This is a genomic window from Streptacidiphilus rugosus AM-16 (genome assembly GCF_000744655.1).
Taxonomy (GTDB): Bacteria; Actinomycetota; Actinomycetes; order Streptomycetales; family Streptomycetaceae; genus Streptacidiphilus; species Streptacidiphilus rugosus.
In genome coordinates, this window is the sequence record NZ_JQMJ01000004.1 from 4,994,974 (window position 1) to 5,015,014 (window position 20,041).

The 20,041-nt window shown below is 72.8% G+C and carries 18 protein-coding genes; 9 read left to right on the plus strand and 9 right to left on the minus strand.

All coding sequences use genetic code 11. From position 1 onward, the window contains the following. Nucleotides 1-3 precede the first annotated feature (3 nt). The 3 genes from BS83_RS31965 to BS83_RS31975 form a co-directional block, all read right to left on the minus strand. Nucleotides 4-978, minus strand: a complete 975-nt coding sequence (locus BS83_RS31965; protein WP_037606907.1) for a quinone oxidoreductase family protein — start codon at nucleotides 976-978, stop codon at nucleotides 4-6. A gap of 540 nt (nucleotides 979-1,518) precedes the next feature. Further along, nucleotides 1,519-2,598 (minus strand): BKACE family enzyme, encoded by a 1,080-nt coding sequence (locus BS83_RS31970; RefSeq protein WP_037606909.1) that lies wholly within the window; start codon nucleotides 2,596-2,598, stop codon nucleotides 1,519-1,521. Nucleotides 2,599-2,761: 163 nt separating this feature from the next. Further along, entirely contained in the window at nucleotides 2,762-3,763 is a 1,002-nt protein-coding gene (locus BS83_RS31975) for an AraC family transcriptional regulator (RefSeq protein ID WP_037606911.1), read from the minus strand. Nucleotides 3,764-3,912: 149 nt separating this feature from the next. Between BS83_RS31975 and BS83_RS31980 the strand changes: the two genes are divergently transcribed. Then, nucleotides 3,913-4,992: a TauD/TfdA family dioxygenase gene (locus BS83_RS31980; RefSeq protein ID WP_051944417.1), complete on the plus strand. Its 1,080-nt coding sequence runs from the start codon at nucleotides 3,913-3,915 to the stop codon at nucleotides 4,990-4,992. Here the strand turns inward: BS83_RS31980 and BS83_RS31985 are convergent. After that, nucleotides 4,989-5,525: a hypothetical protein gene (locus BS83_RS31985; RefSeq protein ID WP_157597407.1), complete on the minus strand. Its 537-nt coding sequence runs from the start codon at nucleotides 5,523-5,525 to the stop codon at nucleotides 4,989-4,991. The two genes, BS83_RS31980 and BS83_RS31985, sit on opposite strands and share 4 nt — an antisense overlap. Before the next feature lie 235 nt (nucleotides 5,526-5,760). On the opposite strand from BS83_RS31985, the gene BS83_RS31990 reads away from it, so the two are divergent. Continuing rightward, a complete protein-coding gene (locus BS83_RS31990) occupies nucleotides 5,761-7,434 on the plus strand; it encodes a beta-1,3-glucanase family protein (protein WP_037606915.1) in 1,674 nt (557 codons plus the stop codon). Nucleotides 7,435-7,528: 94 nt separating this feature from the next. Here the strand turns inward: BS83_RS31990 and BS83_RS31995 are convergent, their stop codons facing one another. Beyond that, on the minus strand, nucleotides 7,529-8,596 hold the full coding sequence (locus BS83_RS31995) for a CU044_5270 family protein (RefSeq protein ID WP_037606917.1): 1,068 nt from the start codon (nucleotides 8,594-8,596) through the stop codon (nucleotides 7,529-7,531). Beyond that, on the minus strand, nucleotides 8,593-9,255 hold the full coding sequence (locus BS83_RS32000) for an RNA polymerase sigma factor (protein WP_051945684.1): 663 nt from the start codon (nucleotides 9,253-9,255) through the stop codon (nucleotides 8,593-8,595). The genes BS83_RS31995 and BS83_RS32000 overlap by 4 nt, the downstream gene beginning before the upstream one ends. Nucleotides 9,256-9,431: 176 nt before the next feature. Between BS83_RS32000 and BS83_RS32005 the strand changes: the two genes are divergently transcribed. Together BS83_RS32005 and BS83_RS32010 are read left to right on the plus strand one after the other, a co-directional pair. Then, nucleotides 9,432-9,851 (plus strand): VOC family protein, encoded by a 420-nt coding sequence (locus BS83_RS32005; protein ID WP_037606920.1) that lies wholly within the window; start codon nucleotides 9,432-9,434, stop codon nucleotides 9,849-9,851. 184 nt (nucleotides 9,852-10,035) lie between these two features. Next, a complete protein-coding gene (locus tag BS83_RS32010) occupies nucleotides 10,036-11,520 on the plus strand; it encodes an MDR family MFS transporter (protein WP_051944418.1) in 1,485 nt (494 codons plus the stop codon). Nucleotides 11,521-11,559: 39 nt separating this feature from the next. Here BS83_RS32010 and BS83_RS32015 read toward each other — a convergent pair whose 3' ends face one another. Continuing rightward, nucleotides 11,560-12,672, minus strand: a complete 1,113-nt coding sequence (locus BS83_RS32015; RefSeq protein ID WP_051944419.1) for a hypothetical protein — start codon at nucleotides 12,670-12,672, stop codon at nucleotides 11,560-11,562. A gap of 235 nt (nucleotides 12,673-12,907) precedes the next feature. Here BS83_RS32015 and BS83_RS32020 point away from each other — a divergent pair, with 235 nt between their 5' ends. The 4 genes from BS83_RS32020 (at nucleotide 12,908) to BS83_RS32035 (ending at nucleotide 16,987) form a co-directional block, all read left to right on the plus strand. Next, nucleotides 12,908-13,546, plus strand: coding sequence for an AIM24 family protein (locus BS83_RS32020; RefSeq protein WP_037606922.1), 639 nt, complete (start codon nucleotides 12,908-12,910; stop codon nucleotides 13,544-13,546). Continuing rightward, nucleotides 13,546-14,202 carry an AIM24 family protein gene (locus BS83_RS32025; protein ID WP_037606924.1) on the plus strand — a complete coding sequence of 219 codons (657 nt, stop codon included), beginning with the start codon at nucleotides 13,546-13,548 and terminating at the stop codon, nucleotides 14,200-14,202. Before BS83_RS32020 ends, BS83_RS32025 begins: the two co-directional genes overlap by 1 nt. Beyond that, a complete protein-coding gene (locus tag BS83_RS32030) occupies nucleotides 14,199-14,966 on the plus strand; it encodes an AIM24 family protein (protein ID WP_037606930.1) in 768 nt (255 codons plus the stop codon). Before BS83_RS32025 ends, BS83_RS32030 begins: the two co-directional genes overlap by 4 nt. A 185-nt stretch (nucleotides 14,967-15,151) precedes the next feature. After that, nucleotides 15,152-16,987, plus strand: coding sequence for an alkyl/aryl-sulfatase (locus BS83_RS32035; protein ID WP_037606932.1), 1,836 nt, complete (start codon nucleotides 15,152-15,154; stop codon nucleotides 16,985-16,987). A 98-nt stretch (nucleotides 16,988-17,085) separates the two neighbouring features. Here BS83_RS32035 and BS83_RS32040 read toward each other — a convergent pair whose 3' ends face one another. Further along, the gene (locus BS83_RS32040; RefSeq protein WP_037606938.1) at nucleotides 17,086-17,802 is read right to left on the minus strand and encodes a G1 family glutamic endopeptidase; all 717 of its coding nucleotides are present in this window, start codon (nucleotides 17,800-17,802) and stop codon (nucleotides 17,086-17,088) included. Between the two features lie 182 nt (nucleotides 17,803-17,984). Further along, a complete protein-coding gene (locus tag BS83_RS32045) occupies nucleotides 17,985-19,103 on the minus strand; it encodes an MFS transporter (protein ID WP_198035348.1) in 1,119 nt (372 codons plus the stop codon). A gap of 115 nt (nucleotides 19,104-19,218) precedes the next feature. On the opposite strand from BS83_RS32045, the gene BS83_RS32050 reads away from it, so the two are divergent. Then, a complete protein-coding gene (locus tag BS83_RS32050; RefSeq protein ID WP_051944422.1) occupies nucleotides 19,219-19,983 on the plus strand; it encodes an AraC family transcriptional regulator in 765 nt (254 codons plus the stop codon). The last annotated feature ends 58 nt before the right edge of the window (nucleotides 19,984-20,041 follow it).

Sequence of the window (20,041 nt, forward strand, 5' to 3'; positions counted from 1 at the left end):
CGGTCAGGGGATCAGGACGGAGGAGCCGGTGGTGCGGCCCGACTCCAGGTCCTGGTGCGCCCGCACCGCGTCGGCGAGGGCGTAGCGCTGGTTGATCCCGATGGCGATGCGCCCGGCCGCCACGTGGCCGAACAGCTCTCCGGCCAGCTCGGCCCGCTCGGCGGGGTCGGCGATGTAGTCGGCCAGCGCGGGCCGGGTGACGAACACCGAGCCGGCGCGGGCGAGCAGCATCGCGTCGATCGGCGGCACCGGGCCGGAGGCCGTGCCGAAGCAGACCAGCAGGCCACGGCGGCGGAGCGAGGCCAGCGAGGCGGCGAAGGTGTCCTTGCCGACGCTGTCGAAGGCCACCGGCACGCCGGCGCCGTCGGTCAGCTCGCGCACCCGCTCGGCGAGGTTCTCGCGGCGGTAGAAGACCACGTGGTCGACACCGTGGGCGCGGGCCAGCTCGGCCTTCTCCTCGGTGGAGACGGTGCCGATGACGGTCAGCCCGAGCAGCTTCGCCCACTGGGCGACGATCAGCCCGACGCCGCCCGCCGCCGCGTGCACCAGGATCGTGTCGCCTGCGGCCAGCGGCGCGATCCGCCGCATGAGGTAGGCGGAGGTGAGGCCGCGCATGGTCATCCCGGCCGCGGTCTCACAGCTGATCGCCGCGGGCAGCGGGATCAGCGAGTCGGCGGGCATGACGCGCTCGGTGCTGTAGGCGCCGAGCGGGCTTCCGGTGTAGGTGACGCGGTCGCCCGGCGCGACATGGGTCACCCCGGCGCCGACCGCCTCGACCACGCCGGCGCCCTCGACGCCCATGCCCGCGGGCAGCGGCGCGGGGTAGAGGCCGGTGCGGAAGTAGGTGTCGGCGAAGTTGAGCCCGACGGCCTCGTGCCGGACCCGGACCTCTCCCGGCCCGGGCTCGCCGACCTCGACGGCCTCCAGGCGCAGCACGTCGGGGCCGCCGGTCTCGTGGAAACGGATGGCCTTGGCCACGGGGATACTCCGATGCTCGATGGTGCGTACGGCGACGGCCTTGCCGCCGCCGCGAGGAAGGACCGTGCTCCCACGGGAGCCGCCCGCATGCGCGGCCGGAGGCCGCGAGGGAGGGAACCCGAAGACCCCGAAACCCTGGCCCCAGGCTCCGATGCCGGAGGACACGAGCCCGGAGGAACCAGGCCGGGGGCGGCGGGCTCCGAACCCGGAAGCCGAAGGCCACGGGCGGGGAACCCGGAAGCCCTGGACCCGGGTCCGGCTGCCGGAGGCCGCGAAGCCAGAGCCGCCAGGCCGGAGGCCTGCGAGCCCCGGGCCCGGCAGCCGGAGGCCGCGAGGCAGGGATCCCTGGACCCAGGCTCCGGGGCGGGAGACCGCGAGAGCCGACAGGTCGGGCCCGGTGGGACGGGCGGGAGGCCGATCCGGCGGTGGGGACCGCAGGAGACGCCGGATCGGCCGGGGGCGGTCACGGGCGTGCCGCGTGACGAGAGTGGGCGGTGCGGCACCCTCCCTCCCGTGACCGCCGGTCGGGGCCCCGGTCGGTCAGACCAGGGCGCGGTCGCCCTCGGGGCGCAGCATGAAGCCGCGCTGTCCGGGGCGACGGTTGGGCACCATGCCGAGGCGGGCGAGCGTCTCGTCGGCGTCGGCGTAGTACTCGCCGATGTGGTAGATCTCGCGGGCCTCGCGGCCGGTGGCGATGTCGCGGCCCAGGCCCTCGGAGATCTTCACCATCTGCTCGATCTGCCGGACCGTGGTCATCCGCTCGCCCTTGCGGGCCCACAGGTTGTCCTCGTTGCCGACGCGGACGTGCTGGCCGAGCGCGATGCCGACCGCGCACATCGGCGCGACGGCACGCATCGACGCCTCGATGGTGAGCGTGGCGCCGTCCGGGACCCGGCGGATGAACTCGACCAGGTCGGCGGGGTGGCGGCCGGCGAAGCCGCCGCCGATGGCGACGTAGTTGAGCGTCAGGGGGCCGGTGTAGATGCCCTTGCGGATCAGCCGCTCCACGGTCTCCAGCTGGGCGAGCGTGGCGAGTTGGAAGTGCGCCTGGATGCCGTTGGCCTGGAGGCGCTTCAGGTGCTCCAGGTAGAAGTCGGGTCCCGCCTCCACCACCATGTTGCGGTAGGCGGTGTGCAGGGCCGGGCTGGCGCCGATCGAGGTGCCCTCGATGTCCTCGTCGTCGAAGAGCTCGACGATGTTCATCTGGCTGGTGTTGATGGCGATGGTGACCTGGTCCGGCTTCGGGTCGACCTCGGCCAGCAGGTGGCGGGTGTCGTAGCTGAGCCACTTCGCCTGCGCGCCGTCCTCGTCGGACTCGGGGGCGAAGGAGATGGAGCCGCCGATCTGCAGCACCATGTCGGGCACGGCCTGGCGCAGCCTGCCCATCAGCTCGTTGAACATCGACATGCGCTTGGAGCCGTGACCGTCGAGCTCGCGGACGTGGATGTGCAGGACCGTCGCACCCGCGTTGTAGCAGTCGACCGCGGCCTGAACGTGCTCGTCCATGGTGAGCGGGATGTCCTCGGCGTCGCCGGGCAGCCACTCGGGCCCGTAGGGGGCCGCCTGGATGACGAGCTTCTCCTGGTTCTCCGGGTACAGCGAGTCGTCGTGGAAGTGCACGGTCCGTCTCCTCAGAGGGGTGGGGATGGCCGGCCGCTGAAGCAGGGGGCGGCGGAGTGCAGCCACCGTAGGTCGGCCGGAAGGACCGCGCTTTACCCCCGGAGACGAGGTACTTGCCAATTCGGGACATCCCTCGGATCGGGCCGCGGGGACGGCGGTGCGATCACCCGCGCCGGGCGCGCCAGTCGCGGGCGCTTTCACCGAACTGCTCGCGGAACCACCGCGAGAACGCGCTCGGCGAGGAGAAGCCGAGCAACCCGGAGATCTCCGTCAGCGACCGCCGCGGACTGGCGACGAGCTGCTCGGCCAGCTGCCGGCGGGTGGCGTTGAGCAGCGTGGAGAAGCTCTCGCCGGACTCGGCGAGCCAGCGGTGCACCGTGCGGCGGTCGACGCCCAGGCTGTGCGCCACCTGCTCGACCGAGCAGTTGCCGATCGGCAGCAGCACCTCGATCAGCTCGCGGACCCGGTCGACCGCCGTGGCCTCGTCCTTGGGCGAGGCGATGGCGTCGAAGAACTGGCGTGCGTAGGTGAGCAGTTGGGGGTCGGCGAGGGCGTTCGGCGTGTCCAGGTCGGCCGCGTAGAAGACCATGCCGTTGAACTCGCGCTCGAACTCCACCACCGGGCCGAAGACGTGTCGGTGCGTGGCGGTGTCGGCCGGGGCGCGGTGGGTGAAGCAGACGCTCAGCGGCTGCCAGCGTCCGCCCATGAAGCCGCGCAGCACCCGATGGAACGCCGCCACGGCGAGCTCGGTCGACTGCCGTATCTCCATCCACTCGCCCGGATCGACGGTGACCTTCAGGCTCGCCAGCCCCTGGGCCTCGACCAGCCGGGTGTGCAGGGCCTCGTTGTACATGTCCTCGTGCCGCAGCAGCAGCTCCACCGCGCTGCGGACGTCGGGCTCCTCGCGGACGACCAGGCCGATCGGCCCGAGCGTGGACAGGCGCCGGTACTCGGCCACGCGCAGCCCGAAGTCCTCGCGGCCCGACGCCGCGGCCGACAGCTCCAGCAGCTGCACGCAGGCCGTGGCGGAGATCCAGCGGTCCTGGACGGCGAGCGCGGCCGCGTCCAGTCCGACGCTCCGCAGCAGCGTCTGCGGGTCGAGGCCCAGGGAGCGGCTGAGTTCGACGTAACCCTGCAGCGCGGCGGTGCGGACCAGCGGTTTCACAGGCGGGTCTCCAGGACTCTCGACGCCCCCGTGTCCCGAGAAGGTAAGCGATCCGTCCCGCCAGGACAAGCACCCGGCCGCTCGGCTGCCTACTGTTCGTGCCACCGGGTGAACGCCGTCGTCGCTCCCCCGGCGTCCAGGAGGATCCCATGACTCAGCGTCCGCGACTGCGGCGGCAGCCCTTCCACCCGCCCTTCCCGATGGCGAAGGGCCCCGCGGTCTGGCGCGGCCCGGAGCTCAGCGCGACCGTAACGACGGCCGAGCTCGACCCCGGGCATGTGCGTGAGCTGGAGTCGGCGCTGCGGACCGCCAGGCGGCGGGGCGTGCCGCTGCTGCGGCTCACCGCGGAGGACTTCCCACTGCCGCGCACCGGCGCGCTGCTGCGCCGGATCGCGAAGAAGCTGGAGCACGGGCGGGGATTCGTCGTGCTCAGGGGCCTGCCCGTCGAGCGGCTCGGGCCGGCCGACGTGAGCACGGTGTTCTGGTCCGTGGGCCGCCATCTGGGCACCGCGGTGTCGCAGAACGCGGCCGGCCACATGCTCGGTCACGTCAGGGACACCGGCCGCGACCTGGCCGATCCCGCCACGCGCGGCTACCAGACCCGCGCCGCGCTGCCCTTCCACAGCGACCCGGCGGATCTGACCGCGCTGCTGCACCTGAGCGCGCCGCGCCGCGGCGGACGGACCTCCCTGGTCAGCTCGGGCGCGCTGCACAACGCGGTGCTGGAGCGTCGGCCCGACCTGGCCGCCCGCCTGTTCCGCCGCCATCGACTGGACCGCAGGGAGGAGCAGGCGCCAGGCGAGCGCCCCTGGCAGGAGCTCCCGCTGGCCGCCTGGCAGGCCGGGCGGCTGAGCCTGCGCTACGACCGGTTGCGGCTGGACTCCGTCCGGCGCTTCCCGCAGTCCCCGCGCCGGGAGCCGGCGGACCAGGAGCTCTTCGACCTGTTCGACGAGCTGGCCGCGTCCCCGGAGTTCCGCCACGGCCTGGAGCTGAAGGTGGGCGACGTGCTGTTGCTCAACAACCACGCGGTGCTGCACAGCCGCGAGGCCTTCGAGGACGGCCCCGACCCGTCCGGGCGGCGTCATCTGCTGCGGCTGTGGCTCACCCCGCACCAGCCGCGGGAACTGCCCGCCTCGTTCTGGGGCGGGGCGGCCGGGCCGGGAGGCGGCCGGGGCGGCGTCCCCCCGCGCGACGTGGTCTGCGCGGCCCGGCCCCCACTGGCCGGCTAGGCCCGGTCGCCGCGGCCCCGGCCGCCCTGGTCGGCGTCGTCCTGGGCGCGGTCGGCGTGGGTGGGGTCGGCGTGGGTGCGGAGGCGTTCGACGATGGGGCGCGTCAGGGGGTGGCAGACGGGCGGTTCGGTGCTGGTCCGCCACCACTGGCAGGGCCCCGTCCAGGCCAGCGTGCCGTCGGCGGGGACGGTGATGTCGAAGGCGAGCTGCAGGGTCTCGACGCCGTCGGGCGACTCGTAGCCGACCGTCCCGGCGAAGCCCACCGCCCAGTCGAGCAGGCCCAGATGCTCCTCGCACAGCCAGTCGAGCGCGTGCGCGAAGGTCTCCGTGGGGTGAACCCAGGCGACCGGCACCGTCCAGACGTCGTCCTCGGCGCGGTCGAGCATGAGCACCAGGTCCTCGGCGTCGCCCGGGCGCACCAGCGCCAGCACCTGGAACCGGGTCAGACCGGAACGGCGGGCGTCGTCGATCAGCCGCTGCGTGGTGCGTATGTCCGTGTCACTGAGGCCTGCCGCTCGCTCGATCATGGTCACCAGTCCAGCATGAGGCCCGGAGGGCGCACACGCCGCCCCCACTGGGCCGGGCGGGCGACTGCGGGAGCCGACGCAGATCAGCGACTGTTCAACATCTGAACGCAAGGCGAGCTTGAAGAGCTGTCATGTCACAAGGCTTGACGGGAGCATGTTGCCGGACGGTAACCTCAGCCCGTCCTGCACGAGTTGTGCAGCCGCGCGTGGGGGCGCGGTCCGGCTCTTCCTTGGAGTGCCCTTGCTCTCACGACGTACCTTCCTCACTGCTGCCGCCACCACGGCGGCGGCCGCGCTCACCGCGCCGGCCTGGCTGCCCGGGCTCGCCTCCAGCGCGTCCGCCGCGGTCTCCCTCCCCGTCACGCTGCAGAACAACTCCGGTTCCGGCGCGGCCGTCTACGCCTACATATCCGGTGCGGACAGCAGCGGGTGGCCCGGGTTCGTCGGGCCGGACGGGGCCTTCCACCGGCTGCCCAACCCCTCGGCGACGCTGACGCCGGTCCCGGACTACTCGATCGCGCTGGGCGCGTCCGGCACCTCGACCACGCTCACGCTGACCGACTACGTGATCAGCGGCCGGGTCTGGTTCTCCGTCGGCAAGAAGATCCAGTTCTTTGTGAACCCGGGCGCGGTTCCCGGCCTGGTGCAGCCGGGATTCACCAGCTCGGACCCCAACTGGCTGACCGACTGGACCTTCTGCGAGTTCACCTACAACAGCACCAACCTGTACGCGAACATCAGCTACGTCGACCTGGTCGCCTCACCCATCTCCATGCAGACGACCGGCAGTTCGGGAACCCAGACGGTCAGCCCGCTGCCCGCGGGGGCGCTGGCCGCCATCGCCTCGGGGCTGAACGCCCAGCACGCCGCCGACGGCGCGCCGTGGAACACCCTGGTGGCCACCGACAGCTCCGGCGCCGTGCTGCGGGTCATGTCGCCGATCCACGCCACCACGGACTTCGGCGGCTACTGGAACTCCTACCTGGACCAGGTGTGGAGCCGTTTCGCCGGTACGCCGCTGACGATCGACACCCAGTCCTTCGGCACGTTCACCGGCACCGTCTCCGGCGGGGTGCTCACCTTCTCCGGCCTGAACGACGACGGCGTCGCCTTCACCCGCCCCAGCGCCGCCGACATCTTCAGCTGCAACAGCGGTCCGTTCTACAACTCCGGCGGCGACGCCCGCGGGGCCGTGGCCGCGCGGCTCAGCGCGGCCCTGAACCGGAGCACGCTGCTGCTGGCCGGCGGCCAGAACCAGCCCGGCGGGGTCACGGCCGCCCAGTACTACACGAACGCCGTCACCAACCACTACGCCAGGCTGGTCCACCAGCACGCGTCGATCGGCTACGCCTTCCCGTACGACGACGTCGGCCCGACCGGCAGCGCGCCGGTCGACGGGCACCTCCAGGACTACGCCCCGACCTCCTGGACCATCTCGCTCGGCAGTGGGGTCACCGGATCGGGCGGCGGAGGCGGCGGTGGCGGTGGCGGGTCGACCGTCAGCGCGTACTCCACCATCCAGGCCGCGAGTTTCACGGCCCAGAGCGGGACCGCCACGGAGTCCTGCTCCGACACCGGCGGCGGCCAGGACGTCGGCTGGATCTCCGCAGGCGACTGGCTCCGCTACAAGGGCGTCGACTTCGGCGGCACCTCGCCGCTGCGGGTGCTGGCGCGCCTGGCCTCCGGCGCGGCGGCGGGCGTCAGCGGCGCCGTCCAGTTCCGGCTCGACAGCACGAGCGGCCCCGTGCTCGCGGAGATCGACCTCGCGAGCACCGGCGGCTGGCAGAGCTGGCAGACCATTCCGATGAACCTCGGCGCCAAGGCCACCGGCGTCCACGACGTGTTCCTCACCTTCAGCGGTGGCAACGGCGGCGACTTCGTCAACGTCCACTGGTTCAGCTTCTCCGCGACGTAGCGGTCGCCGAAGCGAGCAGGTCGCAGGGAGGGGAGGTCGTCACGGCCTCCCCTCCCTGTTCGTCTCCCTGTTCGTCGCTCGTCCCGTCCGCGGGTCAGCTCGCCGTGGTGGCCGTTCCGCCCGAGGGGACGTCGCCCCGGTGGTCGACGATCGCCCGCCCGAGGATGGCGGTCAGCCCGATGAGCATGCCCGCTTTGCCGTTGACCGTCGTGCGCACCAGGTAGTCGCGCTCTCCGAGGAACGCGTAGGTGGACTTGTCGAAGATCCACTCGTGGCGCTCGCCGCCGGACTCCACCCGCGCGATGCCCAGGCCGTGCCGACCCGCCGCGTCGACCGCGTCGGGGACCAGCTCGACGCCGGGGATCAGCGCGGTGGCCCGGTACAGCGCGGCGGTCGCCTGCGGCGGGAGCACGTTGAACCAGAGCAGCTCGCCGATCGTCTCGAAGGCGGTCTCCTCCTTGCCCGCGGAGGCGGTGGAGCCGTTGCCGGCGGTCTCCCGGTAGATCTCCTGGAGCAGGGCCGCCGGGTCGGTCGGCAGCCGGGAGGCCCAGGCATAGGTGGGATGGCCGATGTCGCCCCCCGGCGGGATCGGGGTGGTGATCGTGCTGTCGTCGATCTCCACGTCCGGGCCGCCGTTCTCCCGGTACATGTCGACGCCCTTGCCGGGGTCCTGGGTCCGCCAGTCCTCGCGCGTCTTCATCGGGCCCATCCGCCACGGCGAGTCGAAGGTCCTGTCCGCGGTGGGCTCGGTGAACTCGGAGAGGAACCTGACATAGGCCCACTGCCCCGGACGGACCGTCAACTGCGGTGCGGCGGACGCGGCGGCGGCGATCCGCTGGAGCGTGAACGCGGCGGCCTGGGCGTTGCCGGGCTCCACCGCGACGTACTGGACCGGGCGGGTCCCGTCGGCCTGCGGGCCGTGGACGGCGGCGCGGTCGGCGGCGGCTCCGTACACCACGGCCCCGCCGACCAGCGCGGCGGCGGTCGCCGCGGCGACGAGGACGGTGCGGAAGCGTGGTGCGGTGCGCGGCCCGGCCGCCGGTGCGGCGGGCCCGGAGTGTGCGGCGGTCTCGGCCGTGATGTGTCGCATGAGGAGTTCCCGGTACTGGGCGTGGCGTCCGGGAGGCAGGTCGCGCTCGGGCAGGGTCTCGTGCTCGGTCACCGGTGTGCCTCCTGCGTGGACGGGGCCGCTGTCGCGCGCCCACCCTCTTCCTGGCGTGGGACGGGATCCGGTTCCCGCCGGTTTCGCGCGGGGACCCGGCCGCGCTGTGAGCGCGTCAGTTCCCGCTCGGTGAGCCGCTGCAGCTTGGCCCGCGCCCGGGAGAGCCGGGAGCGGACGGTGCCGACCGGAACGCCGAGCGCCTCGGCGGCCTCGGCGTAGCCGAGCCCCGACCAGACGCACAGCACCAGCACCTCGCGCTCCGAGCGGCGCAGGCCGTCGAGCGCGGGCCGGAGGACCGCGAGGCGTTCGGCGTCGTCCAGGCGGCCCGCGGCCTCGTCCGCGAAGTCCGGCTGGACGTCGACCGGCGGCGGCATGTGGGCCAGCACCTCCCGGTGGCGGCGGGCGGCACGGCGCAGGCTGCGGCAGGTGTTGGTGGCGATGCCCAGCAGCCACGGCCGCAGCGGGCCGCCGTCGGGCTCCACCCGGGCACGGCAGCGCCACGCCTCCAGGAAGGTCACCGCCATCACCTCCTCCGCGGTCGACCAGTCACCCGTCATGCGATAGGCGTGGTTGTAGACGGCGCGGGCGCAGGCGTCGAAGAGCCGCCCGAAGGCCGCCGGGTCGCCCGCGCGGATCCGCTCCCGCAGTTCACGATCGATTGGTTCCACACCGGGATACTGGGCGTCCGCCGCCCGGCAGTTCCCGTGAGCTGCGTCACAGGCGCCGGCGGGGGCCCGCGGCCGTCACGTCGGGCCGGGCCCACCGGCTGATCGGCCCGGACGGGGATAGGCTCGAACCAGCGCGGGGCACCTCGACGCCGCGTGCGGGAGCAGCCATGGCCACTGTGAGCGTCCGCTACATCGTCCACGACGTGGACGAAGCCATCTCCTTCTACACCCGCAGGCTCGGGTTCACCGAGGTCATGCACCCGGCCCCGGGATTCGCCATGCTCGCCCGCGGCGACCTGCGGCTGGTGCTCTCCGCGCCGGGCGGCGGACCCGGAGGCGGCCAGGCCCTGCCCGACGGGACCCTGCCCACCCCCGGCGGCTGGAACCGGTTCATGCTCCAGATCGACGATCTCGAGCATCTGGTGGCGGAGTTGCGCGAGGCGGGCGTCCGCCTTCGCAGTGACGTCGTCCACGGCGTCGGCGGCAACCAGGTGATCGCGGAGGACCCCTCGGGCAACCCGGTCGAGCTCTTCCAGCCCACCCGCGAGGAAGCCCGGCTCCGACCCGGCGCCGGCCAGGGCGGCTGACTACGCTGGAGAGCGGCGACGGAGCAGGAGGCGGCGAGATGGCCGGAAACCCAGCTGAACGCCCGAGCGCCCCGGGTCCGCCGACGAGGGGACGGGGGCCGGCGTCGCCGGGAGCGACCGAGAGGGCGCCGCGCCCGACCCCCGCGCCGAGCACCGCAGGATCCTGATCATCCTCTCCGCCCTGATGATGGGCATGTTCCTGGCCGCCCTCGACCAGACCATCGTGGCGACCGCCCTGCCCACCATCGCCGGGGACCTGCACGGGCTGAACCACCTGTCCTGGGTGGTCACCGCCTACCTGCTGACCTCCACGATCTCCACCCCGCTCTGGGGCAAGCTCGGAGATCTCTACGGCCGCAAGCAGCTGTTCCAGGCCGCGATCATCATCTTCCTCATCGGCTCGGCCCTGTCCGGGCTCTCCCAGAACATGATCGAACTGATCGCCTTCCGCGCGATCCAGGGCGCGGGCGCGGGCGGCCTGATCGTCGGCGCGCAGGCGATCATCGGCGAGGTCGTCAGCCCGCGCGAGCGCGGCCGGTACATGGGGTACTTCGGTGCGGTCTTCGGCGCCTCCTCGGTCATCGGACCGCTGGCGGGCGGATTCTTCACCGAGCACCTGAGCTGGCGCTGGGTCTTCTACATCAACCTGCCGTTGGGAGCGGCAGCCGTCTTCGTGATCTCCGCCGTGCTGCACCTGCCGCGCAGCCGCACCCGTCACACCATCGACTACCTCGGCGCGGCACTGCTCGGCGCCGCCGCCACCGCGGTCATCCTGCTGACGACCTGGGGCGGAACCACCTACAGCTGGACGTCCCCGGTGATCCTCGCGCTGGCCGTCGGCGCGGTGGCGCTGATCGTCCTGTTCGTCCTGGTCGAGCGGCGGGCGGCCGAACCGGTCCTGCCGCTCGGCCTCTTCCGCACCCCGGTCTTCGTGGTCGCCAACGCGATGGGCTTCCTCATCGGCGCGACCATGTTCGGCGTCATCATCTACATCCCGCTCTACCTGCAGACCGTGCACGCGGCCAGCCCCACCAGCTCGGGACTGCAGTTGCTTCCGCTGATCCTGGGCATGCTGATCACCTTCATCACCAGCGGCCGCCTGGTCACCGCGCGCGGCCGCTACAAGATCTTCCCCATCGTCGGCACGGCCGTGATGACCTTCGGGGTCTGGCTGCTCTCGCTGCTGACGCCGGAGACGAGCCTGGCCGTCTCCTCCGCCTACATGTTCGTGGTCGGCTTCGGCATCGGGCTGGTCATGCAGGTCCTCGTCGTGGCCGTGCAGAACGCCGTGCCACGCGAGCAACTGGGCGCGGCGACCTCGTCGACGACCTTCTTCCGGACCATCGGCGGCTCGTTCGGCGTCGCCGCGCTGGGCGCGGTGTTCAACCGCCGGCTGACCGCCAACCTCCCCAGGTACCTGCCGCCCCAGGCCGTCGAGCAGATCCACGGCAGCACCGTGACGGTCAGCCCCGAACAGCTGAACGCGCTGCCGGCGCCCATCAGGCACGGCTTCATCCAGGCCTTCGACGACTCCCTGCACACGGTCTTCCTGGCCGGGGTGCCGCTGGGGCTCGCCGCCTTCGTGCTGTCCTGGTTCCTGCGGGAGCTCCCGCTCCGCGACAAGGCCTACGTCTCGGCGACCGAGGCCGCCGACCCCGCGGATCCCTGACCGGCGGCCCGGGGCCGGGCGCCGGGCCGCGCGCTGCGCTCAGGGCCGGCGGAACAGGGAGCCGAGGGACCTGACGGCGGTGTCCGCGACCTTGGTGATCGCCTGGGCGAGGTCGTCCAGGTCGGCGGCGAACGTGGGCGGCCCGGCGTGGTCCGCGTCCTTCGGGCGCTCGGGCTCGGGCTCGGCCACGACGGCGGCGCCGCGGTAGCCGACCGGGCCCTCGTTGACGCGCTGGGACCACCCCTGGAAGGAGCCTCCGTCCGGGGCGAGTCCGACGGACGCGGAGCAGGCCCGCTGATCGGTCCAGGCGATTCGGTCGTAGGGGCCGTCGCCGGTGACGAGGTGGAGCGTGAGCGGGCCGCCCTCGTGCCAGCGGCCGCCCCAGCCGGCCTGGGTGGTGAAGGCGAGGGTGGCGGCCGGGTCGGCGTCACCGGGGAAGGCCTGACGGTCGGTCAACGTCCCGCGCAGCTCGTACCACCGGCCGTCGGCGTCGCGGGTGTGGCCGTAGAAGGTGTGCAGTTCCAGGGCGAAGCAGACCGAGGCCTCGGCCCCGGTCCCGGCCCGCCAGTCCAGGCGCGACGGCAGCGCGCCCTCGCCGCCGTCGACGTGCAGCCGCCAGTCGCCGGCCGGCTCCCACTCCGCGGCGCCGGGGGCGCGCCGGTCGGTGCGGTAGGTGAGCAGGGAGGAAGCGAAGGAGTCCGCGAGCCAGGCGCGTTCCGCGGCGTCGCGGTCCCAGACGGGCTCGACCAGCACCCGGTACAGCCACAGCTGCGTCCGCGCGTCGGCGGCGCTCCCCACCGTCAGCGTGTTCTCGGCGCCGGGGACGAGCAGGTCCGCCGGCACGGCGAACGTGAGCTGCTGCGGGATGTCACCCCCGCCGGGTATGCGGAAACCGGTGACCACGGCCTTGCCGTTGACGGAGATCTCCAGCGGGGCGTGGCCGGGGTGCCGGCCCAGCTTCGAGACGAGGGCCCGGACCTTGACCGTGAGCTCGTCCGTGACGCCCTCCTCGGGGACCTGGAACTCGATCGTCACCGTCCCTCCGCCGCCGAGGGCGACGTGGTCGCGCGCGAAGCGGGCCCTCTCGGACCGGACGGCGGCGTTGCCCGTCCGCGGGACGGCGGTGGCGAACTCGGCGAAGACAGGCAGCACTCGGACTCCTACGGACGATCTCTGCGGCACACGGTTCGGTACGCCGGCCGGCGCACCACGACACCCTCACTGACACGGGGCGGCCGCTCGGGCGGTTCCCGCGTGCTGCCCATTGTGCTGAGGGGCTCTGACACACCGTCCCCGGTCCCCGTGCGAGGGCACCCGGTCCGCATCATCGAGCCGGCCGGGCACCGCGCCCACCGGCCGGCGGGCCGACGCCGGTACGGTGTGGCGCGTGGCTCAGTTTCGGATGCAGGGATCGCGGGTGCTCGCGGTCGATCTCGTGGGGGACAGCGTGAAGGCCCGCAACGGATCGATGGTGGCCTACGACGGCCAGATGACCTTCAAACGGATGACCGGAGGAGGTGAGGGCCTGCGCGGCCTGGTCACCCGGCGGATCACCGGCGAGAAGATGACCGTGATGGAGGTCCAGGGCAACGGCACCTGCTGGTTCGCCGAGCGGGCCACCGAGATCAACCTGGTCAGGCTGAACGGCGAGCGGCTCCACGTCGAGGCGAGCAACCTGCTCTGCACCGAGGCCACGCTGCGCACCGGCACCGAGTTCACCGGACTGCGCGGCGCCTCCGAGGGCAACGGCATGTTCACCACCAAGGTCGAGGGCCACGGCTGGGCCGCGATCACCTCGGACGGCCCGGCGGTGATCCTGCGCGTGATGCCGGGCCTGCCGCTGCGGGTGGACCCGGGCGCGTACGTCGCCCACACGGGCAGTCTGCGGCAGAGCTTCCGCACGGACGTGACCTGGCGCGCCCTGGTGGGCGAGACCGGCGGCGAGAGCTTCCAGATCGAGTTCGAGGGCGAGGGGCTGGTCTACGTACAGCCGTCCGAGCGCCGCACGATCGCGGGTGAGGTCTGATGGCACCGGCGTTCACCCAGATCAACAGCAAGATGGTGGAGGCCGCCGTCGTCCCCGGGCAGCGGCTGTACAGCCAGCGCGGCGCGATGCTGGCCTACCGGGGCCAGGTGACCTTCACCCCCGACCTGATGGGCGGGCAGGGCGGCTTCGGCTCGATGCTGGGCCGGCGGCTGGCCAACGAGGACACCCCGCTGATGACCGTCGAGGGCAGCGGAAGCGTCATGTTCGGGCACGGTGGCCATCACATCCATCTGATCGAGCTGACCGGCGACACCCTCTACGTGGAGGCCGACCGGCTGCTGGTCTTCGAGGGCTCGCTGCGGCAGTCCACGATGTTCATGGGCTCCCAGGGCGGTCTGCGCGGCATCATCCGCGGCCAGGCCACCGGGCAGGGCCTGTTCACCACCACCCTGACCGGCCACGGCTCGGCCGCGGTGCTGGCCCACGGCGGGGTCTTCGAGATCCCGATCACCCCGGCGCACCCCGTCCACGTCGACCCGCAGGCGTACGTCGCCCACCGCGGCGAGGTGCAGAGCAAGGTGACCGCCTCCATCGGCTGGCGCGAGGCCGTCGGCCGGGGCTCCGGCGAGGCCTTCCAGCTCGAACTGACCGGCAACGGAACCGTCTTCGTCCAGGCCAGCGAGGAGAAACTGTGAGCGCCCCCTACCCCGGCCCGGCGGCGGGACCGGTGATCTGGGACCCGTCGACGCTCCCCGCCGACGACAACGTCAACCCGTACGCCTTCTCCGTGGCGCTCGACGGCCGCTGGTTCCTGCAGAAGGGGAAGATGGTCGCCTACTACGGCGACATCGCCTTCCACCCCATCGGCTACGGCCCCCTGGACACGCTGATCTCCACCAGCTTCCACTCGCCGCTCCACGTCGGCGACTGGGTCGTGGCCGAGGGCCGCGGTCACATGATCCTCGCGGACCGCGCCTACGACGTGAACTCCTACGACCTGGACCGGGGCAACCTCACCGTGCGGGCCGGGAATCTGCTCGCCTTCGCGCCGACCCTGACGCTGAAGCAGTCGATCATCCCCGGCTTCCTCACCCTGATCGGCTCGGGCAGGTTCGTGGCCGCCTCCAACGGTCCGGTCCACTTCGTGGAGCCGCCCATCCGCGTGGATCCGCAGGCCCTGGTCGGCTGGGCGGACTGCCCCTCCCCCTGCCACCACTACGACCACAGCTACATGCGGGGCTTCCTGGGCGGGGTGCGCCGGTTCACCGGCATCGGCGGGGCCTCGGGCGAGGAGCACCAGTACGAGTTCGTGGGCGCCGGGCAGGTGCTGCTCCAGTCCACCGAGGTGCTGATGAACGAGCCGCCGGCGGTCGGCGGCCCGGGCTCCGGCCTCCCGCACCAGGGCGACCGGCAGCAGCCGGGGCTGGGCGTGCTGGGAGGGCTGGGCGGACTGCTCTAGCCACGGCGCGGACACGCGGCGCCGTTCGGGCGGCGCCGGCGCGGCGTCGCCCGAACGGCGTAGCCGTGCTCGCCGCCCGCGTGGACCCCCTGCTTGACTCACCAGCAAGAGCCGGGCAGGGGGTGGCATGCGCGAGGAACGCCGACCGTTCGCCCGGATCGCCGACCCGCGCGAACGGAGCTCCGATGACCACCGAGCCGGCCCACCCGTCGTTCGAGGACCGCACCGACTTCGAGGACGCCGACCGCGGCTTCATCGACCGGCTGTCGCCCGGCGTGGTCAGGGACGCCGCCGGGCGGGTGGTCTTCGACGGCGACGCCTACGCCTACCTCGACGCGGAGTGCCCGCCGACGGTCAACCCGAGCCTGTGGCGGCAGGCCCAGCTCTGCGCCAAGCAGGGCCTGTACCAGGTGACCGACCGGATCTACCAGGTACGCGGCCTGGACCTGTCCAACATGACCCTCGTCGAGGGCGACCGCGGCGTCATCGTGATCGACCCGCTGATCAGCACCGAGACGGCGGCCGCCGCGCTCGGCCTGTACCGCCGGCACCGGGGGGACCGCCCGGTCACCGGCGTCGTCTACACCCACTCCCACGGCGACCACTTCGGCGGCGTCCGCGGCGTGCTGCCGCACGGCAGCGAGCAGGGCGTGCCCATCCTGGCCCCCGAGGGCTTCCTCGAGCACGCGGTCAGCGAGAACGTCTACGCGGGCAACGCCATGGTCCGGCGCGCGATCCTGATGTACGGCAGCAACCTGCCCAAGTCCCCGGAGGGCCAGGTCAGCACCGGTCTGGGCATCGGCGTCTCCGAGGGCACCATCTCGCTGATCCCGCCCACCGTCGACATCACCCGCACCGGACAGGAGGAGACGGTCGACGGCGTCCGCATCCGCTTCCAGCTCACCCCCGGCACCGAGGCGCCGGCCGAGATGAACTTCCTCTTCCCCGAGCTGCGGGCGCTGTGCCTGGCGGAGAACGCCACCCACAACATGCACAACGTGCTGACCCTGCGCGGCGCGCTGGTGCGCGACGCGCGGATCTGGTCCCGCTACCTGGACGAGGCGCTCACCTGGTTCGAGGGCGGCTACGACGTGGCCTTCGCCTCCCACCACTGGCCCACCTGGGGAGCGGACAGGGTCGCGGAGTACCTGACCGTCCAGCGCGACCTGTACGCGTTCCTGCACGACCAGTCGGTGCGGCTGCTGAACGAGGGCCTGACCGGTCCCGAGATCGCCGAGGTCATCCAGCTGCCCCCGGCCGTCGAGCGGGCCTGGCACGCGCGCGGCTACTACGGGTCGCTCAGCCACAACGCCAAGGCGGTCTACCAGCGCTACCTCGGCTGGTTCGACGGCAACCCCGCCCACCTGTGGGAGCACCCGCCGGTCGAGCTGGCGAGGCGCTACGTCGACCTGGCCGGAGGTCCCGAGCAGGCGCTGGCCACGGCGCGCGGGTACGCCGAGCGCGGCGACCTGCGCTTCGCCGCCACCCTGCTGAACCATGTGGTCTTCGCCGCACCGGAGGACGGGAGGGCCCGCGAGGCCCTCGCCGAGGTCTACACGGCCCTCGGCCACGGCGCCGAGAACGGGACCTGGCGCAATTTCTACCTGACCGGGGCCCAGGAACTGCGCGACGCCCCCGTCGCCCAGGCGGTCGACACCACCAATCCCGAGATGGCCATGGCCCTCACCGTCGGGATGCTGATCGACTCCCTGGCCGTCTCCCTGGACGGGCCGCGCGCCTGGCACGACGCGCTCACCGTCGACCTGGTGCTCACGGACGAGCGGCGGCGCTACCGGCTGATCCTCAGCAACGGCGCGCTGACGCACCGCCGGTCATCCGTCGACGAGGAGCCGAGGGAACCCGCCGGGCTCACCCTCACCCTGGACAAGCCGCGACTGCTGGGCGTCCTGGCGGGAGGCGGGCTCGACGGTGTGGCGACGCAGGGCGACCCCGGCCTGCTCGTCCGGCTGCTGTCCTACGCCACCAGGCCGGACCGCGCCTTCCCGATCGTCACGCCCTGAACGGCGCCACGGACCGGAGGCACCGCCGTCCTGAAACACCGCCGTCCTGGAGACCGTGAGGTCTCCAGGACGGGACGGCTTGCCGGACGCCACTGCGCCTACTCGTGCAGATACGTTTCCGCAAAGCTGGTGCCGCTGGAACCGAGCGCGCCGGTGCGGGCCTCGGTGGTGCCGTTCGAGCTGGGGTCGAGGGCGACCGGGCTGTAGGACCCGAGCGACTTGCCGTTGACGGTGGCCGAACTGAAGTTCAGCGTCCCGAAGTTGGGGTAGGCCCCGGTCGGCGACTCGATGATGACCTCGGCGCTGGCCCGCGAGGCGGAGAGCGACTTCGAGGTGGTGTAGGTCCAGCCGCGTGTGGAGTCCGTGAGCTTCAGGGTGTACTTGCGGCTTCCGGCGTAGGTCACCGAGGCGGTGATGCTGTCGCCGGCCGACACCGGGTAGGAGCTGAGGCTCAGGTACACCGGGTTCGCCGGGTACATCTCGTACCAGGCCTGGTCCACGGGGCTGCCGCTGGAGCAGTCCGTCGCCACACCGGTCTGCTCGACGGTCGAGGTGCCGTAGCCGTCGATGCCGACCCACGGGGCGTAGAGGTCGTTGGTGGAGTTGCAGGTCGCGCGCGGTTCGGTCCAGGTCGCCGAGACCGAGGTGAAGCCGCTGCCGGTGGCGGCGTAACCGCCCCAGTTGTAGCCGTTGATGTTGTAGTGCAGGGGGCGGAACGACAGTCCCTGAGCGGCCGCCGCGGTGACCGGCGCGGCAGGGGCGGCGAGGGTTGCTGCGGCCGCGAGGGTGGCGACGCGTATCAGGAATCTGCGCATGCTGGCTCCTTCGTGAGTGACGATCAGGACGCTCGTTACGCGGGTCGCGGTGTGGGCGACGGAGGAGAGCTTGCCTACTGACATGTTTCATGGCAAGGGTGTGTGCGGCGCGGAGTGTGGCACGGATCGTCGGGCCGGGCTGAAGAATCACGAAGTGTCAGGCGATAACGCCCAGAAAAACTTCAGAGATTCGGCTCCGGTTCGGGCAGCAGCAGACCGAGCAGCAGTGCGAGCGGCGGGACCGCGCAGAGGGCGAGCAGGGCGCCGCGCGGGCCGTGCGCCTCCGCGACCAGTCCCAGCACCGGCGAGATCAGGCCGCCGACGCTGACGGCGAGACCCAGCGTGACGCCGGCCGCGGTGCCGGGACGGGTGGGCAGGTAGTCCTGGCCGAGCTTGACCAGCACGGCGAAGGGCAGGTTCAGCGCCGCCCCGGTGAGCAGCGCGAACACCAGCGGCGCCCACTCCCCCGGCGCCAGCAGCAGCGCGGCCAGCGACGGCAGGACCAGAGCCGCACCGCACTGGATGGTGCGGACCATCCCCCACCGGTCGGCCAGCCGTCCGCCCGTCAGGGTCCCTGCCACGCCGCCGGCCAGGAAGCAGGTCAGCGCCGCCCCGGCGAGGCCGCGGGAGGCGTGCAGGTCACGCAGCCAGTACAGCTCGACGAAGGTGCTGATCCCGAAGAACGCCACCGAACGCAGCACCTCGACCCCGGTGAGCACGGCGAACGGTCCCCACCGGTCCGTTCCGTCCGCCGCTCCGACGCGTGGCGCCACCGGAGGGGTGCGGCGGGCGCGGGCCAGCAGCACGAAGGCCGTCAGCGCGGCGGGCGGCAGGAAGAGGACGGTCGCGCCGACGCCCCAGGCGGCCAGCGCGGGCGTGGCGAGCACCGGAGCCAGGAAGAAGCCGACGCTGCCGCCGGCCGCGAAGACGCTCATCGCCGCCGCGCTGTCCCCGGCGTCCAGCCGGGCGGCCTTGCCGGCGGCCGGGTGGAACATCGCGACACCCAGGCCGGACAGCAGGATCAGGCACCACACCCCCGGGTACGGTCCGACCAGGCCCGCCAGCCCCAGGCCGAGCCCGGCCAGGCCCACCCCGGCGCCGGCCAGCCACGGCAGCCGGAACCGGTCCACGGCCAGGCCGAGGAACGGCTGCGGTACCGCGCTGCCGAGCGTGGCCGCCAGGGTGAGGCCGGTGGCGGCGAGGTAGCCGTAGTGGCGGTCGAGCACGAAGTAGGGGACGGCGGCGGGAACGAGCCCCTGGTAGAGGTCGTCCACGGCATGGGCGGCGCCCCACACACGCATGCGCCGCCACGGTGAAGGCGTCGGCGCGAGAGGAGCTCTGGATTCGACGGCGGAGGTCATGGCCACCAGGATCGCCGTCGGAGCGGGTTGCGGGCTGTCGCTATCCTGCCGTCATATGTCGTCCGACCGCCATGTTCCGACGCCGCGCCTGGAGCTGCCGGGCCCCCGGCTGAACCGGCTCGCGCGCCACGAGCGGATCGACTGGCACCACCACGACCGGCACCAGCTGATCCATCCCGGCAGCGGCCTGCTGCAGGTGGAGACCCCGGCGGGCAGCTGGATCGTGCCGCCGCAGCGGGCCGTGTGGATTCCCGCCTTCACCGACCACGCCCATGTGGCCCGGACGCCCACGCGCATGCGTTCGCTCTCGTTCCCCGCCGCGACCGACCCGGTCGGCGGAGCACAGCCCGCGGTGCTGGTCGTCGCCCCGCTGCTGCGCGAGCTGGTCGCCGCCCTGGCCGAGCCGGATCCCGGCTGCACCGAGGCCGAACTGGCCACCCTGCAGCAGGCCGCCGCCGACCGGCTGGCGCGCGCGGAACGCCTCTCGCTGCACCTGCCGGCGCCGGTCGACGACCGCCTGCGCGCGGTCGCCGCACTGCTGCACCGCGATCCTGCCGATCCCCGGTCGCTCCGCGAGTTCGGCGCGGCGGTCGGCGCGAGCGAGCGCACGCTGAGCCGCCTCTTCCGTGCCGAGACCGGCCTCACCTTCCCGCAGTGGCGGACCCGGCTGCGGCTGCACCACGCCCTGGACCGGCTGGCGGCCGGACGCAGTGTCACGGCCACCGCGGCGGACTGCGGCTATGCGACCCCGAGCGCGTTCATCGAGGCGTTCAAAGCCGCCTTCGGGACCACGCCGTCCCGGCACCGCGCCGCGCCCTGATACCCGCATTACCCATATGACCTGCGGAAACACTCGTACCGGTGATTCATTGCCCGTT

Coding starts and splice junctions, on each gene's coding strand:
- BS83_RS32010 (WP_051944418.1), top strand. CDS start 10,036: ATGATGGGCATGTTCCTGGCCGCCCTCGACCAGACCATCGTGGCGACC.
- BS83_RS32035 (WP_037606932.1), top strand. CDS start 15,152: ATGACCACCGAGCCGGCCCACCCGTCGTTCGAGGACCGCACCGACTTC.
- BS83_RS32005 (WP_037606920.1), top strand. CDS start 9,432: ATGGCCACTGTGAGCGTCCGCTACATCGTCCACGACGTGGACGAAGCC.
- BS83_RS31980 (WP_051944417.1), top strand. CDS start 3,913: ATGACTCAGCGTCCGCGACTGCGGCGGCAGCCCTTCCACCCGCCCTTC.
- BS83_RS32050 (WP_051944422.1), top strand. CDS start 19,219: ATGTCGTCCGACCGCCATGTTCCGACGCCGCGCCTGGAGCTGCCGGGC.
- BS83_RS32040 (WP_037606938.1), bottom strand. CDS start 17,802: ATGCGCAGATTCCTGATACGCGTCGCCACCCTCGCGGCCGCAGCAACC.
- BS83_RS32025 (WP_037606924.1), top strand. CDS start 13,546: ATGGCACCGGCGTTCACCCAGATCAACAGCAAGATGGTGGAGGCCGCC.
- BS83_RS32045 (WP_198035348.1), bottom strand. CDS start 19,103: ATGCGTGTGTGGGGCGCCGCCCATGCCGTGGACGACCTCTACCAGGGG.